Source organism: Pseudarthrobacter lactosi, from assembly GCF_055412785.1.
The window spans coordinates 123,599-137,025 of record NZ_JBVAYS010000004.1 but is presented as its reverse complement, the minus strand read 5'-3'; the positions used below and the strand labels follow the sequence as shown (position 1 = coordinate 137,025).

General features: G+C 66.8%; 15 protein-coding genes. 10 read left to right on the top strand and 5 right to left on the bottom strand.

The window, feature by feature from the left end; translation table 11 throughout:
• The first annotated feature begins 149 nt into the window (after positions 1-149).
• The 4 genes from ACZY0Q_RS17800 (at position 150) to ACZY0Q_RS17785 (ending at position 3,454) form a co-directional block, all read left to right on the top strand.
• A complete protein-coding gene (locus ACZY0Q_RS17800; protein WP_463918805.1) occupies positions 150-1,001 on the top strand; it encodes a DMP19 family protein in 852 nt (283 codons plus the stop codon).
• A 230-nt stretch (positions 1,002-1,231) separates the two neighbouring features.
• Positions 1,232-1,876 (top strand): protein tyrosine phosphatase, encoded by a 645-nt coding sequence (locus tag ACZY0Q_RS17795; protein WP_463918804.1) that lies wholly within the window; start codon positions 1,232-1,234, stop codon positions 1,874-1,876.
• A 155-nt stretch (positions 1,877-2,031) separates the two neighbouring features.
• The gene (locus tag ACZY0Q_RS17790) at positions 2,032-2,610 is read left to right on the top strand and encodes an RNA polymerase sigma factor (protein ID WP_463918803.1); all 579 of its coding nucleotides are present in this window, start codon (positions 2,032-2,034) and stop codon (positions 2,608-2,610) included.
• Positions 2,603-3,454 carry a hypothetical protein gene (locus tag ACZY0Q_RS17785; protein WP_463918802.1) on the top strand — a complete coding sequence of 284 codons (852 nt, stop codon included), beginning with the start codon at positions 2,603-2,605 and terminating at the stop codon, positions 3,452-3,454. Before ACZY0Q_RS17790 ends, ACZY0Q_RS17785 begins: the two co-directional genes overlap by 8 nt.
• A gap of 16 nt (positions 3,455-3,470) precedes the next feature.
• Here the strand turns inward: ACZY0Q_RS17785 and ACZY0Q_RS17780 are convergent, their stop codons facing one another.
• A complete protein-coding gene (locus ACZY0Q_RS17780; RefSeq protein WP_463918801.1) occupies positions 3,471-4,013 on the bottom strand; it encodes a COG4315 family predicted lipoprotein in 543 nt (180 codons plus the stop codon).
• Positions 4,014-4,225: 212 nt separating this feature from the next.
• On the opposite strand from ACZY0Q_RS17780, the gene ACZY0Q_RS17775 reads away from it, so the two are divergent.
• Together ACZY0Q_RS17775 and ACZY0Q_RS17770 are read left to right on the top strand one after the other, a co-directional pair.
• On the top strand, positions 4,226-4,726 hold the full coding sequence (locus ACZY0Q_RS17775; RefSeq protein ID WP_463918800.1) for a sigma-70 family RNA polymerase sigma factor: 501 nt from the start codon (positions 4,226-4,228) through the stop codon (positions 4,724-4,726).
• On the top strand, positions 4,723-5,388 hold the full coding sequence (locus ACZY0Q_RS17770; protein WP_463918799.1) for an anti-sigma factor family protein: 666 nt from the start codon (positions 4,723-4,725) through the stop codon (positions 5,386-5,388). The genes ACZY0Q_RS17775 and ACZY0Q_RS17770 overlap by 4 nt, the downstream gene beginning before the upstream one ends.
• Before the next feature lie 88 nt (positions 5,389-5,476).
• Here the strand turns inward: ACZY0Q_RS17770 and ACZY0Q_RS17765 are convergent, their stop codons facing one another.
• Both ACZY0Q_RS17765 and ACZY0Q_RS17760 read right to left on the bottom strand, forming a co-directional pair.
• The gene (locus tag ACZY0Q_RS17765) at positions 5,477-5,959 is read right to left on the bottom strand and encodes an SRPBCC family protein (protein WP_463918798.1); all 483 of its coding nucleotides are present in this window, start codon (positions 5,957-5,959) and stop codon (positions 5,477-5,479) included.
• Between the two features lie 31 nt (positions 5,960-5,990).
• Positions 5,991-6,986, bottom strand: a complete 996-nt coding sequence (locus tag ACZY0Q_RS17760) for a DUF1206 domain-containing protein (protein ID WP_463918797.1) — start codon at positions 6,984-6,986, stop codon at positions 5,991-5,993.
• Between the two features lie 75 nt (positions 6,987-7,061).
• Between ACZY0Q_RS17760 and ACZY0Q_RS17755 the strand changes: the two genes are divergently transcribed.
• Both ACZY0Q_RS17755 and ACZY0Q_RS17750 read left to right on the top strand, forming a co-directional pair.
• Entirely contained in the window at positions 7,062-8,654 is a 1,593-nt protein-coding gene (locus ACZY0Q_RS17755; protein ID WP_463918796.1) for a hypothetical protein, read from the top strand.
• Between the two features lie 108 nt (positions 8,655-8,762).
• Positions 8,763-9,209, top strand: a complete 447-nt coding sequence (locus ACZY0Q_RS17750) for a hypothetical protein (protein ID WP_463918795.1) — start codon at positions 8,763-8,765, stop codon at positions 9,207-9,209.
• A gap of 16 nt (positions 9,210-9,225) precedes the next feature.
• On the opposite strand, the gene trmB is transcribed toward ACZY0Q_RS17750, so the two are convergent.
• Positions 9,226-10,149 carry a tRNA (guanosine(46)-N7)-methyltransferase TrmB gene (gene trmB / locus ACZY0Q_RS17745; RefSeq protein ID WP_463918794.1) on the bottom strand — a complete coding sequence of 308 codons (924 nt, stop codon included), beginning with the start codon at positions 10,147-10,149 and terminating at the stop codon, positions 9,226-9,228.
• A 19-nt stretch (positions 10,150-10,168) separates the two neighbouring features.
• Positions 10,169-10,588, bottom strand: a complete 420-nt coding sequence (locus ACZY0Q_RS17740) for a DUF1003 domain-containing protein (RefSeq protein WP_463918793.1) — start codon at positions 10,586-10,588, stop codon at positions 10,169-10,171.
• 101 nt (positions 10,589-10,689) lie between these two features.
• Between ACZY0Q_RS17740 and ACZY0Q_RS17735 the strand changes: the two genes are divergently transcribed.
• Together ACZY0Q_RS17735 and ACZY0Q_RS17730 are read left to right on the top strand one after the other, a co-directional pair.
• Complete coding sequence (locus ACZY0Q_RS17735) at positions 10,690-12,030, top strand: MFS transporter (protein WP_463918792.1); 1,341 nt, start codon at positions 10,690-10,692, stop codon at positions 12,028-12,030.
• 1 nt (position 12,031) lies between these two features.
• Positions 12,032-13,420 carry an MFS transporter gene (locus tag ACZY0Q_RS17730; protein ID WP_463918791.1) on the top strand — a complete coding sequence of 463 codons (1,389 nt, stop codon included), beginning with the start codon at positions 12,032-12,034 and terminating at the stop codon, positions 13,418-13,420.
• Positions 13,421-13,427: the final 7 nt, after the last annotated feature.

Genomic DNA, 13,427 nt, shown 5'->3' with positions numbered 1-13,427 from the left:
TCGGAGGTTATCTGCTTCATCTTAGTTCGCCCGGCGGGAGCCTGAAACTTCGCCTGACGTTCACTTCCGCCTCAACACACCGCCGCCCCCGCCGACGTAGCGTGAAAGTGTCCTGAGCAGCACCGAAGCATTCAGCAGTGAGGAATCCCATGACCATGAGCCAGAACCCTGTCGTCCTGACCAAGGCCAGCATCGATGCAGGCAGCGAGGAGGTCGTAGGTGCCAACGTTTACGTGGTGAACGCCATGTACGGGAAACTGCTCGACGCCGGCGAGATCGCGCCCGCGGCGCTCGGCAGCTACTACGTGGACTTCTACGTCACGCAGTCCCTGGAGGGCGGCTTCGCCCAGTACGTGTTTACCGCGGACCGCGACGAGGTGGACCCGCTCATCCGCGGGGGCCTCGCCGGCATGGGCGCCACCGCCCACCTGGAGCTCTTCAACCGGACTGTTGCGGCGTTTGATGCCTTGTCCGACGAAGACGAAGAGCGCTACCTCGACGGCGACCTGGACACTGAGGAAGAGTCCAACGATGCCGTCCGCACCATCGAAGAGCTCGACGGCGAGTTTGAGGAACTGTTCGAAACCGAAAACATCACCGCCCTCAACGCCGCCTGGCTCCTGCGCCAGGACGGTCTGCTGGTGCTCGACGAAGAGGAGCTCGACGCCTACATCGAGCGTCAGGTGGCACTCATCCCGAACCTCGAGGAGCGCCAGGCCGCTGCGGACGAGGAAGCGCTGGAGGACGCCCCGGATTTTGAGGTCATCATTCGCGAGCTGTGCGACATCGCCGGCTACACGCTGCAGAAGATCACCATGGGCGACCCGAACTACATGCACGACGGCGAGAAGACGCTGGCCTGGCATTTCACCACGGACCACGGCGACTTCATCATGGTCGAGGAAGAGGACGAGGCGTTCATGATCAACCCGGAGACCCAGGAAATCGTGGCCGCCGTTGAGTTCGAGGAAGCGGACGACGACGAGATGATCGACGCGTAGGACCCTCGCCTCGGTCCCGGGCCGGGTTCGTCGGAAATTTCCGGCGACCCCGGCCCGCCGTTGTTCCTGCTCTTAAGTGTTCCGGTCCACACGTCCATGCGGCTGAAAGCCGGCACTGGAAAAAGAATTTGGGCGGCGCCGTAACTTTCCCGGTCCGGCCATCGATGTAGGGGGTGATGGGTTCCTCACGGAGCCGGATCTGAATTGTTCTCTAGGTTTTGGAGTGTCATATGTCGTTGTTCACTGTTCTCGCCACCAGCAAAATCGCCGCCGGAGTTCTCGCAGCGGGCACCCTGGCCGTCGGTGGAACCGGCGTCGCAGCTGTTTCCGGCGCCCTCCCGGCCGACGCACAGCAGACCGCCCACGAACTGCTCGGCGCCCCGGCCCCGAAGCTGGCCGCTGACGCCACCGAGTCCGCCTCCGCGAACGTTTCCGGCGATGCGGCAGTGACCGGCGAAGCAGCCGTCTCCGGCGATGAGGTCGCAGCCGAGGCCAACGCCTCCGCAGCCGCCGGCACCGCGGTTGACGCTGCGGGTGCCGCAGCCTTGGGCCTCTGCACCGCGTTCACCAACGGTGGACTGAACGAAGCCTCCGAGGGCTTCTCGTCGCTGGTCATCGCCGCCGAGGGCGCTACCAATGTTGACGCCTTCTGCGCCGACGTTGTTGCGAAGGGTGCCGGTTCCGCTGACGCCGACGCTTCCGGCGAGGGTTCCGCCGCCGCCAAGGCTGAGCGCCCCGAACTGCCCGCAGTGCCGGCAGTCCCCGCCGTTCCGGCCGTTCCGGGTGTCGACGGCGTGCCCGCCGTTCCCGCCGTTCCTGCTGTTCCGGCCGTGCCGGGCGACGTTGTAGACGTTCCCGCCGTTTCGAACCGCTAGGACCTGCTCAGCTAGTGTGGACTGCGGGAACCGGCTCCGGACGGACCGGATTCCCGCAGTCCACATAGCAGCAAGATTGCTGCCGAACAGCAGCCGACCGATAGCAGCGGAGCACACCGCGCCGAATACCGGGACGAGCGAGTCCGCTGCCCGGGATGGAGGAGCCACTGGTGCTAGACACTTTGGCCGAAGAAGACATAGACACATTTGCAGACACTGCCGGTGCTGATCCGGCTGTGCTCTTCGGTGCTGTCTATCGAACCTTTGCCGGAGCGGTCCAGGGCTACCTCAAAGCCCGCGGCGTGGACGATCCCGAGGCTGTCACCCAGGACGTGTTCCTGGCGTTTTTCCCGAAGATCGGTGAGCTGACCGGCGGGCTGCAGGGTGCCAAGTCGTTGGTTTTTTCCATCGCCCACGCCCGGATGGTGGATTACTACCGGCGGGTTGAACGCCGGCCGGAGTTCACTCCGTACGACCCCCTGCAGGACGGGCGCAGCACGGCGTCCGCGGAGGATCACGCCTTAGGCCATAGCGGCGGCGCACCTGCCCTGCTTGAAGGCCTCGCCGACGACCACCGCGAGGTCCTGGCACTGCGGGTGGTGGCGGACTTATCCATCGAACAGGTGGCCGGCATCATGGGCAAGTCCCAGGGTGCCATCAAGCAGCTCCAACGCAGGGCGCTGCAAAACCTCAAGGACCAGACTCTTAGAAGAAACCAGGCAGACCATGAGTGACACCGCAGGCACGTGCAACGGTTCCCGCGACGACGCTTCTGTTGACCGGCTGCTGCTGGAGGCAGGGCTGGACGACGACGGCGCCCTCCGCCCCGCCCTGCTGGAACTCCGTGCGCTCGCAGCCGAGCAGCCGGAGCCCTCCGCTGCAGTCGCGGCGCTCATGATGCCTGCCGTGACACAGACTGCTGTCCCGACGTCGGCTTCGGCCCACTCCGCAGCCACCCGGCACCTGGCGGTGGTCCCTGAAACCGCTGCAGTTTCTCAGCCGCAGCCCGCCGCGGCCCTCACCGCGGATGCTGCGGGGGCAGCGGACGAGCCCGGCGCGGCACCCGACGAACTAGCCGCCCGCCGTCGAACCCGTCGCAGGATCACCCTCACCACGCTGTCAGTCGCCGTCTCGTTGGCGGCCGGCGGCGCCGTTGCCGTTGCCTCTGACCAGGGGATCAGGGATTCCATTGGCCAGGTCAACCATGCAGTCACATCCTTTGTGTCCTCCGTTGGTGGCGGACCTGCCCCTGCGCCGGCGGAGACCCCGGGGCCGGTCCAGCCCGGCGCCCCTGCCGTAGGGCCCACCGGACCGGCTGTCACTGTGCCGGTTCCGGCCGCTCCGGGATCCGGTTCGAGCCAGGCCACGCAGCCTGCTCCCGCCCCCTCGGGTTCAGCGCCGGCGGTGCCCCTGCCAGATCTTTCGCTGCCTGAAACCGTCGTGCCGGGTGTGCCGGGTGGGCCACTAAACGGCGAGGGGCAGCCCCCGGCCCTGCCCCTGCCGTCCGCGCCTCCAGTCCCGCTACCCGGCATCCATCCGAAAACTGCCCCGGCCCCCTCGCCGTCGTCGTCCCCGTGACTGAGCGTGCCTGCCGTCAGTAGCCTGACGCCGCCGCCTTGATCATTTCCCCGGCCGGCGTGGCCAGATACCAGACGCTGTTGACGCCCTGCCCTAGGATGTCGCCGGAATTCTTGTCCTGCGCGAAGTAGTACAGGGGCAGCCCATTCAGGGTCACCTGCTTGGCCCCGTCCGGCGTCGTGATGGTCCCGAGTGTGCCGGTGATCCCTTCAGCGGCGGGCGTCGCTGCGGTAGTGAGGAGCGGCGGCCACGCGGTGAGGCACCCTCCGGTGCAGGCGCTGGTGCCGGAGTCCTTCACGTCCTTTGTGAAGAAGTACAAGCTCATGCCCTTGGCGTCCACCACGATGTTGCCTGCGGTGGAGGATGCTGTCTTGAGGGCGACGGCGGCCGCTGCGGTGGTGGTGGTGCCAGCCGTTGGGGCGGCGGATGTGGCCGCGGGACTCGTGGCCGACGGTGTGGGCGCCGCCGTTGTTGTACTGGTTCCAGGGCTGCCGCCGCAGCCGGAAAGTGCGGCCGCGAGGGCCAGTGCGGCAAGGCCTATGCCTAGATGCTGTTTCATCGGAGTGCTCCTCGGCTGGGGCCCGGCGCGGATCACCGGACGCTAACCGGTACGACGCGCAAGGGTGAAGAATGGTTCAAGAACCAGCCCCCTGTTTCCGGCGCCAGTTCCGAGGGACCACGGCCAGTGAACCTTTTGGCTGTGGGGGACGTCGTATCAGCCGGAATGTACAGTGACGGCCGGGACGGGAACCAGGGACAGGAGGGGGCGGCATGCCGCTGGATGAGGACGTGGTGGCTGCGATCTACCGCGAGCACGGCGCAGCCCTGCGCCGCTTTGTCCTCAGCGCATCCCGCGATCCACAGCTGGCCGAGGACGTGGTCCAAGAGACCGTGCTGCGCGTCTGGCAGCAGGCCCCGGATATTACCGGGAGCCTGCGCAGCTACCTGTTCCGGACCGCCCGGAACATCATGATCGACAACTACCGCAAAGCCCAACGGCGCCCGGCCGAAGTGGTGGAACGCGATCTCGCCGATCCCGCCCAGGCCGTGGAACGCGTGGATGAACTCCTCAACCGCGTGCTGATGGAGGAGGCGCTGCTCCGGCTCAGCACCGAACACCGCGAGGTCCTCGTGGCACTCCACTACCGCCGTTTCACCGTCAACGAGGCCGCCGTGCAGCTGAACATCCCGAGCGGAACCGTGAAGTCCCGGGCCTACTACGCAGTCCGGGCGCTGCGGACCATCCTGGACGAAATGGGGGTGGAACGGTGAACGCTGCTGAGCTGCATCACCTGCTGGGCGCCTACGTGCTCGGCGGGCTTGACCCCGCGGATTCGCAACGTTTCGAAGCCCATCTCGAGTCCTGCGCGGAGTGCCAGGCCGAACTCGCCGAGCTCGAAAGCCTGCCGGCCCTGCTGGACGCACTTCCCGTCCCGGACGCGGTGGCGCTGACCGGGGGTACACACCCCGGGGTGGCCCCTGAGGCAGCCAGCTCAGTGCCCCTCACGGTCCTCGATGAACTGGCCACCCGGCGTCGTAAATTACGACGGCGGTGGGCGGCGCTGGTGGGCGCCGTCGCCGCCGCATGCCTCGCCTTGGGCCTGGCCGCTGCGCCGCTGCTCAGCCGGCCGCCGGCGCCGGACGCCAGCTACTCGGTCCAGTCCGGCAATGGCCTGCAGTTCAGCATCGACCTCGCCAAGAAAACGTGGGGCACCGAGCTGGCCGTGAACGGCAGCAAGCTGCCGCTGGACGGAACCCTCTCGCTCTGGATCCGTGACCGCGACGGCGGCGAGGACCGGGCGTGCGCCTGGACCGCCACGCCCAGCGGGAGGGCGAAGGTCACGGGGGCTACGCCCGTTCAGCTGGCCAGCATCGCCAGCCTGGAGCTGCGGGATGAAACCCAGCGGGCGGTTGCTACCATCACGGTGCCGTAATCCCACGGCCGGTGATCACAGGGCTTGTGATCACAGGGCTTGTGATCACTGTGCTTGTGATCGCCAGCCTTCGACCACCGGTGTTTGGTTAGTGTGCTTGGATGTCGCGGAACTCGGCTACCAGCCCGGGGTCCTCACAGGCGCGGGCAAACGCGTCGATCCTCCTGTTGATCTCACGGCCCAGGAGCCAGGCGCCCATCCGCTCAGCCACCGGCCGCAACCAGGCCGGGCGGCACGAAAAGGTGTACTTCCAGACGGCGCGGGTGCCGCCGTCGTCCGCGGTGAAACGCCAGCCGCCACCGAAATTCCCGAAGAACCACGGTCCGGACACCATGGTCATGCCCACGTTCTTGGGTGGCGCGTAGGAAACGTACTCGCTCACCATCACCAGGCCAAGGCGGGACACGGTCCGCGTCCGGACGCCCTTTCCGGCGGAGGTCGCGCTGTTCAGGAAACCCTGGGCAGAGATGAACGGGTCCCATTTGAGCCGGAACGCACCGGTGGTCTGGGAGAAGGCGAAGGCCGTCTCCGGATCGAGGCGGATGTGGCGTTCGGCGCGTACCTGGGGCATGCTCCCACCCTAGCCGTGGCGGGCAACGGCGCTAATGGTTCATATTCGCCAGGCGCGCCCGAACCACCATGTAGACGCCGTAGCAGATCAGTCCGGCGCCCACCGCTGCAAGCAGGTACACGCCGAAGGGCTGCTCCCGCAGCGCCTTGAGCCCGCCGTCAAGGCCCGTTGATTCCTCCGGGTGCGCGCGCAGGGTGGCGATCGTGATGAGCAGTCCGGTGAGGAACAGGACAATCCCCTTGGCAACGTACCCCGTCACGCCCAGCACGCTGACGGCGGTGCGGGCCCTTGGATCCGCAGGCATCTTGAGGTGGTCTTCGAAGGACTTCTTGATGCCACGGATGCCATAGATCACCCCGGTGACGGCCATTCCCACCCCCACCAGGACCAGGAGTACCATCCCGCCGGGCGCCTTCATCACGGCGGCGGTGAAGTCGCTCGCGGACTTCTGGTTGTCACCGCCGGAACCGCTTCCCAAGGCAAAGGAGGCAAGCGTCAGGGCCAAGCCGGCGAATACCACAGCCTGTGCTGCTGACTTGGCCTTCTTGCCCGCCTTTTCCTTCGTGGGCAGTCTGTTGTAGTCGAAGATGGCATCGCTGGTCTGCCACAGCGCAAGGGCGGCGCAGGCGGCAAAGCTTGCCCAGAGGAGGAACGGCCCGGCGGGCTGGCTGGCGAGCTCTGACACGGCGCCGCTGAAGTCGGCGCTCCCGCCGCCCCCCATGGCGAGCCGGATGGCGATGAGTCCTACCAGGAAGTGCAGGACTCCGCTGGCTGCGAACCCTGCCCGCGCGAACAGTTCCAGCGTGCGTGAATTAGTGGCACCCTCCGCCGCATCGGCGGCCTGCCTGAGTTCTCTTTTGATGGCGGTTCCTTCTGCCGGCGCCGCAGAGGCGCATATTTGTGTGCCCCCTGCACAAGCCCCATCGTGCCACGCTTGGCAACCCGCGAACAGTCCCGATCCGCCCACCCAGTTCCGTCCCGGACCTGGTGAGGGATGGGTTTTCCCGCGATGGGTAGTGATCCCCATCGCGGGAGACTTGCTGCCGTGCAACGATATGTCCAGCGATAGATCTAATTCTTATTACTCTCCGGGGGAGACACCATGACTTTTTACGGCGCGGACGTCAGCCAGCTTCGGGAGCTGGCGAAGGCTGTTGACAAGGCGGCGGCGCTGCTCAGCAGCCGAGCCAGCTCCCTGCAGGGCCAGATCCAGTCCGCGCCGTGGAAGGGCACGGACGGCGAGCTGTTCCGGCAGGACTGGTCCGGCAACCACCGCCCCAGCCTGGAGCGGGTGGCATCCAGCCTCCGCCACAACTCCAAGCTGCTCCTGCAGCACGCAAACGAGCAAGAACAGTCCTCTGCCGAGACCGGTGGCGGCAGCGGCGGCGGTGGCACCAGTGCGCTGGACAGGCTCAAGGACCTGGGCAGCCGCGCGAAGAACTGGCTGGAGGAACAGGCAGCGAAGGCGGCAGCGGCCGAGGCCCACCGCGAAGAGCTGAAGCAGGGCATGGATGACATGCTCAAAGCCAGCCCGGAGGAGCAGGCCAAGTGGTGGGCCGGCCTGTCGGAGGAGGACCGTCAATACCTGATCGAAGGCGTGGACGAAGACGGCCGCCCCCTCGCCGCAGACCTCATGAAGATGGACGGCGGCATTCCTGAGTCCGCCCAGGAGCTGGCCAAGACCCATCTGCAGGAACTCGGCAAGCCGGACATTCCTGTCTACACGGAGTCCGGCAAAGCCTCCCTTGACGCCCGGGTTGCCTGGTTCCATGCCGGCGCGGAGGTAGGCACCGTGGTGGTGGAGAATGCGGACGGTTCGGCCACCATGAAGGTGTACGGAAATGTGGGCGTGGGAGTCAACGACACCACCGGCACCGCCGGAGTCACGCTGAACGGGGAAGCCTCGCGCGAGTTCAAATTCGGTAGCGTGGAAGAGGCCATGGCCGCCCGCAACCAGATTTATACGGACCTCCCGCCGGACAGCGTCGGTGAGATCAAGGATGTAGCGGGCAACCCGCCTGGCTACATCCTGGACACCATCAACGATGCTGCGGACGACAACGGCTCCACCGGCCACGACGACAAAGCCAAGGGAACGCTGTCCCTGGAAGCCGAGGGCGAAGCCGGCCCCGCTTCAGGCTCGGCGAAGCTGGATCTCGCCTACGAGCGGAACCTGACGGACGGCACGGCAACCGCCAGCGCCGAGGTGTCTGCCCAGGGCAAGCTGAACCTTGACGGCAGGGTGTTCGAGGCCTCGGGTAAGGGCGGCCTGGAAGTAAACCTGGATAAGAACGGCAACATGGAATCGATCGCCGTATCCATGGAGGGCACAGTTGCGGCGGGCGCCACCGCGGGTCCCGACCTCCAGGGCGCCAAGGCTGAGTCCAGCGTGACTGTAGGCGCACAGGGCACCGTGAAGATCGCTGTCGATTACACCCCAGAGAACGCGGCCGTGATCGACAGCTACATGCGCAATGTAGCGATGGGAGACACGGTTGCGGCCGGTCAGGATGCCGCCAAGCTCTACGAGGCAGGTTCCGCCACGGTCCAGGAGAACCACGTGGTGACAGCGTCCAACGAGTTCGGCGTTGACCTCAAGGCCGGCGAGGTGGAGGTCAAAACGGAGAACAAGGCAACCACCAACGTGTCCACGTACTATAAGGTCCCGAACGATACGAAGCTCGAGAAGCTCTGACGTCCTGTGCCGAATCCGTCCCGTAGACCTATTCCCCGAGTTTTTGCGGCGCCATTTTGGGCACTACCGCCAGCCAGCCCGGCCAAGACTTACCGCTAAGGAGCAACCATGTCAGTGCATATCGAATCCCCGCTGGGATTCACGGCAGACTTCCCCGAGCACACCCAGGTTCTGGAGGATTCCACAGCCGGGCCCAACACCGAGCAGTATGGCCTGCTGGGAGGGGTCTTGGTCACAGTCATCAAGGATGACACCTCGGTCACGGATGCCCCCCAGGCCAACGGCTGGGCACACCTCATGTCGGGCTTCTACCTTGAAGACCGCGCAGGGACCCTGCTGACCGAAGGCGAACTGAACCTCCCCGGCAAGTCCTCGTACGCCGTCGTGGTTGGCTACGCGGATCACTTGGGTGAGGCCCGAGTCGCAGCAACTGTCGGCGTCTGGGAGAACAACCGTTTCATCGGCGTTGTGGTGATCTGGCCGTACACGAACCCGGAGATCGAGCCGCGGCTGGGGATGCTCAAGGAGATCGTCGCCGGCATCAGCGTGAGCTGACCTCAGTTTCCAGGGCTCAGCGCCGGCGGTAGCAGAGGTCGAAGATCAGCCGGCCGGCTTCGTGGGCCTTCGCCTCGAAACTCGTGCGGATCCGGCCTTCGAAGCGCGGCGCCCAGCCGCCCGTTTCATCCACGCCCTCATTGGGGCCGGTATGTGCGGTGCTGACCGGCGCCCGGCCTTCGCGGACGGGCGCGCCGCCCACCAGCGTTTCGACGCCGGATTGCCACACCTGGGTGAGCGGGCTTTCGGGTCCGTGGCGCTCGCCGGTGTGGAGGTTTTCGAAGTCCGGCGAGTCCGCGAGGACGTCGCGGACGTGGACGGCGTAGTTGGACCAGTCAGTGGCGACCCGCCACAGGCCGCCATTGGTGAGTGCCCGTGCTGCAAGTTCGGCAAACTCCGGCTGGATGAGGCGGCGTTTGTGGTGCCGTGACTTATGCCAGGGGTCGGGGAAGAATACCCACAGTTCGCTGACGGAACCTGCCGGCAGCATGGTGGCGAGGACCTCGGGCGCGTTGGCTTCCACCACGCGGACGTTGTTCAGCCCGCGGCTGTTGATCTTGATGATGGTGTTGGCCAGGCCCGGGGTGTAGACCTCCACGGCCAGGAAGTCCGTGTCCGGGTTCTCCTCGGCCGCGTGGCAGATGGCATCGCCCAGCCCCGAACCGATTTCAACAATCAGCGGCGCCTTGCGGCCGAACTCGGCCTCGGCGTCGAAGGTATAGTCCGGGTGGACCGACGTGTTGGCAACGTGCCGGGGCACGTCCAGCGCCCACCGCTCCGAGTGCTCTTCCCACGCCGTCTGGCGGCGACCCTGCAGGCGGGTCCCGCGGCGCACAAAGCTCACAGGCCTGCCGCCGTAAGTGCCGAAGGACGCCTGGGTTCCGGGCGTCACCGGGCGCGGGACATGCGGAGGCTGGGGGGATTCTGGGGATTCGCTCATCCCTTCCAGAATAGAGGAGTCAGTCCCGGACCAGCTTGCCGACAGCCAGGGAGCGCAGTTCCCGCAGGATCTCCAGCTGTTCGTCGTTGATAGTGGTAAGCCGCTCAATCTCCGCCTTGGCCTTCACGTTTGTGTCGTAGTCGTGCTGTGCCATGGCCGCAGCAATGGCATCCTGGCGCTTGGCTGCGATGAGGAGAATGGCACCTTGAAGTCCGGCAAGCATGGACAGGAACAGGTTCAACAGGATGTACGGATACGCGTCCCACGCCTGGGACGCCAGAATCCAGGAGTTCAGGGCAGCCCACACCATCATGAACGCGATGAATCCTGCGACGAACCGCCAACTGCCCATGCTGTTGCGCATAACATCCGCGGCGCGTTCGCCCCTGCTCAGGGTTGCTTTGTGTGCGGCATGCCAGGTCTCTCGCGGTTCGCTCATGCGCCAAGCGTAGGCTCTTCCGCGTTTCCCGCAGCCCCGGCCGACGCGCCACCCGCCCACCCGTCGGGACAAAACAGGCCACAAGTGCGCGCAATGACAGAATGGTCCCCGTGACCCGTGCTGACAACGTTGAAGTGCCTGGACTGCTGATCGACGCCGAAATCGACGACATCCCGCCAGCAGCCCCGACGCGTCTTCCGGGTCAGTCTGGCAGCGGTCCGGAAAGCCCGCAGAGCAGCCCGCGTGCCCTCGCATATCTGGCTCTATGCCTGGTGTTTATCGGGCTGAACCTCCGCACGGTTTTCTCCAGTTTCGCCGCGGTCCTTCCGGAGATCACGTCCGACGCCGGCCTCCCGGGCTGGGCAGTCGTGGTGCTCACCACCGTCCCCGTCACGCTTCTGGGTGTCTTCGCGCCGCTGGCGCCCGTCCTGGCGCGCCGGTTTGGCGCCGAACGCGTCCTGCTCGGCGCCATGGCTGTGCTCACGGCGGGGCTGCTGCTGCGGCCCGCGGACATCGGCGGCCTGGTGCCAGGTGCCGGCCACCTCCCAACCCTGCTGGCGGGAACGGCCGCCTGCGGTGCCGCCATCGCCCTGTGCAACGTGCTGCTGCCGGGGCTGGTGAAGCGAGATTTCCCGCACCGGCTGGGCCTCATGGGCGGGCTGTACACCACGGCCATCTGCGCCTCGGCCGCCCTCGGAGCCGGCTTTACCTACCCTGTCTTCGCGGCGACGGGGGAGTGGGGCTCGGCGCTGTGGTTCTGGGCGGTCCCTGCCGCCGTCGTACTTTTGCTGTTCCTTCCGGTGGCCTTGCGCCAGCATCCCGTCCGGCACCAGGCCGGCCACCTCGGCGTCAACGTGTGGCGTTCGGCGGTGGCGTGGCAGGTGACCATCTTTATGGTGCTGCAGGCCATGATGTCCTTCAGCGTTTTTGCCTGGCTGGCGCCGATCCTGCGCGAACGCGGCCTGGACGGCGGAACGGCCGGCCTGATGGTCTCTCTTTCGATCGTGCTCCAGATGCTGGGCTCGCTGTTTGCCCCGGCGCTGGCGGCCAGATTCCGTGACCAGCGCGCCATCGCAGTGGTGGTGGCGCTGATGACCGGAGGCGGGTTTGCGCTGAGCATTTTCGGACCCCTGGAACTCATCTGGGTGTGGACCGGGCTGCTGGGCCTGGGGCAGGGCAGCCTCACCGCGGTGGCCCTGACCATGATTATGCTGCGGACCCGCGACGGGCACACCGCCGCGCACCTGTCCGGGATGATGCAGGGCGTGGGCTACGGGTTGGGTTCCACCGGCACGCTGATGGTGGGCCAGCTGCACCAGGCCACGGGATCGTTCGCCGCCGCCGGGGTGCTGTTCCTCGTGGTGGGTTCGCTGGCCGCGGTGTTCGGTTACCGCGCGGGCCGGAACCGCTACATCGGCGACGCCAACCGGACGCGTCGATAACGTGCGCGATTCCACGCTCCCAACTACAGACCCCACCGCCGGGATCCTGCAGCGACCGTACCTGTGGGTGACCATCGGCGCGTGTGCCCTGGTGTTCCTCGCGGCGTTCGAATCGCTCGCGGTGACAACCATCATGCCCGTCGTCAGCCGCGAGCTCGACGGTGCCAGTTTGTATGCACTGGCCTTTGCCGGTCCGCTGGCCACCGGCGTGATCGGCATGGTGGCGGCCGGAAACTGGTCGGACCGCCGCGGGCCAACGGTCCCGCTGTATGCCTCAGTTGCCCTATTTGTGCTGGGTCTGATCATCGCCGGTACCGCCGTGTCCATGCCCATGTTGGTTGCCGGCCGCCTGGTGCAAGGGCTCGGCGGTGGAGCGTTGACTGTTGCGCTCTACGTGGTGGTGGCCCGCGTCTACCCGGCCGTCCTGCACCCCGGGATCTTCGCCGCCTTCTCCGCCGCCTGGGTGATCCCGTCCCTCGTGGGCCCGTTCGCGGCCGGCATCGTGGCGGAGATCCTGAGCTGGCACTGGGTGTTCCTGGGCGTGGTGGGCCTGGTGGTGCCCGCCCTCGTGATGATTGTTCCGGTGCTCCGCGGCATCGACCGGCCAGCTGAGCAGACCTCCGGGCAGACAACAGTCCCGCCCTGGGCGCTGGGCCGCCTGGCCTGGGCGGCGCTCGCCGCACTCGCTGTACTGGGGCTGAACCTCTCCGCCGGAGTCACTATCGCGGGCTTCACCGCCGCGCCGGCCCTCCTGGCTGCGGCCGCCGTCGTGATTGCCCTCATAGCCGTGCGCCCACTGGTACCCCGCGGCACACTGCTCGCCCGCCGCGGCCTGCCCAGTGTGATCCTGACCCGCGGCCTGGCGTCTGCCGCGTTCTTCGGCGCCGAGGTCTACCTGCCGTACCTGCTGATCGAGGAGTACCAGTTCCCGCCGACGTTCGCCGGCCTGGCGCTCACGGGAGGCGCGTTATCGTGGGCCGCCGCTGCCGCCGTCCAGGGCCGCCTCGGCGCCCGCCTGCAGCACCGGCTGGCCGTGCGCATCGGCTCAGCGCTGGTGCTGGGGGCCATCGTCCTCACGTTGGCGACGTCGGCATTCCACTGGCCTGCCGCCGTCGCGATTGCCGGCTGGCTCTTCGCCGGCGGCGGCATGGGGCTGCTGTATCCGCGGCTCAGCGTGATGACACTCGCCATGTCCAGCAAGGAAAACGAAGGCTTCAACAGCTCGGCGATGTCCATCTCGGACTCGCTGGGCGGGGCGCTGGCGCTCGCCGCCACGGGCATCGTGTTCGCGGCATTTACGACGACGGCGGAATCGTTCGCCGGGGTCTTCGCACTGACGGCGCTGGTGGCCGTCGCCGCGGTTGCGGTGGCGCCGCGGGTTTCACGCTAGCCAAAAA

Coding starts and splice junctions, on each gene's coding strand:
- ACZY0Q_RS17800 (WP_463918805.1), top strand. CDS start 150: ATGACCATGAGCCAGAACCCTGTCGTCCTGACCAAGGCCAGCATCGAT.
- ACZY0Q_RS17795 (WP_463918804.1), top strand. CDS start 1,232: ATGTCGTTGTTCACTGTTCTCGCCACCAGCAAAATCGCCGCCGGAGTT.
- ACZY0Q_RS17790 (WP_463918803.1), top strand. CDS start 2,032: ATGGAGGAGCCACTGGTGCTAGACACTTTGGCCGAAGAAGACATAGAC.
- ACZY0Q_RS17785 (WP_463918802.1), top strand. CDS start 2,603: ATGAGTGACACCGCAGGCACGTGCAACGGTTCCCGCGACGACGCTTCT.
- ACZY0Q_RS17780 (WP_463918801.1), bottom strand. CDS start 4,013: ATGAAACAGCATCTAGGCATAGGCCTTGCCGCACTGGCCCTCGCGGCC.
- ACZY0Q_RS17775 (WP_463918800.1), top strand. CDS start 4,226: ATGCCGCTGGATGAGGACGTGGTGGCTGCGATCTACCGCGAGCACGGC.
- ACZY0Q_RS17765 (WP_463918798.1), bottom strand. CDS start 5,959: ATGCCCCAGGTACGCGCCGAACGCCACATCCGCCTCGATCCGGAGACG.
- ACZY0Q_RS17760 (WP_463918797.1), bottom strand. CDS start 6,986: ATGGGGATCACTACCCATCGCGGGAAAACCCATCCCTCACCAGGTCCG.
- ACZY0Q_RS17755 (WP_463918796.1), top strand. CDS start 7,062: ATGACTTTTTACGGCGCGGACGTCAGCCAGCTTCGGGAGCTGGCGAAG.
- ACZY0Q_RS17750 (WP_463918795.1), top strand. CDS start 8,763: ATGTCAGTGCATATCGAATCCCCGCTGGGATTCACGGCAGACTTCCCC.
- trmB (WP_463918794.1), bottom strand. CDS start 10,149: ATGAGCGAATCCCCAGAATCCCCCCAGCCTCCGCATGTCCCGCGCCCG.
- ACZY0Q_RS17740 (WP_463918793.1), bottom strand. CDS start 10,588: ATGAGCGAACCGCGAGAGACCTGGCATGCCGCACACAAAGCAACCCTG.
- ACZY0Q_RS17735 (WP_463918792.1), top strand. CDS start 10,690: ATGGTCCCCGTGACCCGTGCTGACAACGTTGAAGTGCCTGGACTGCTG.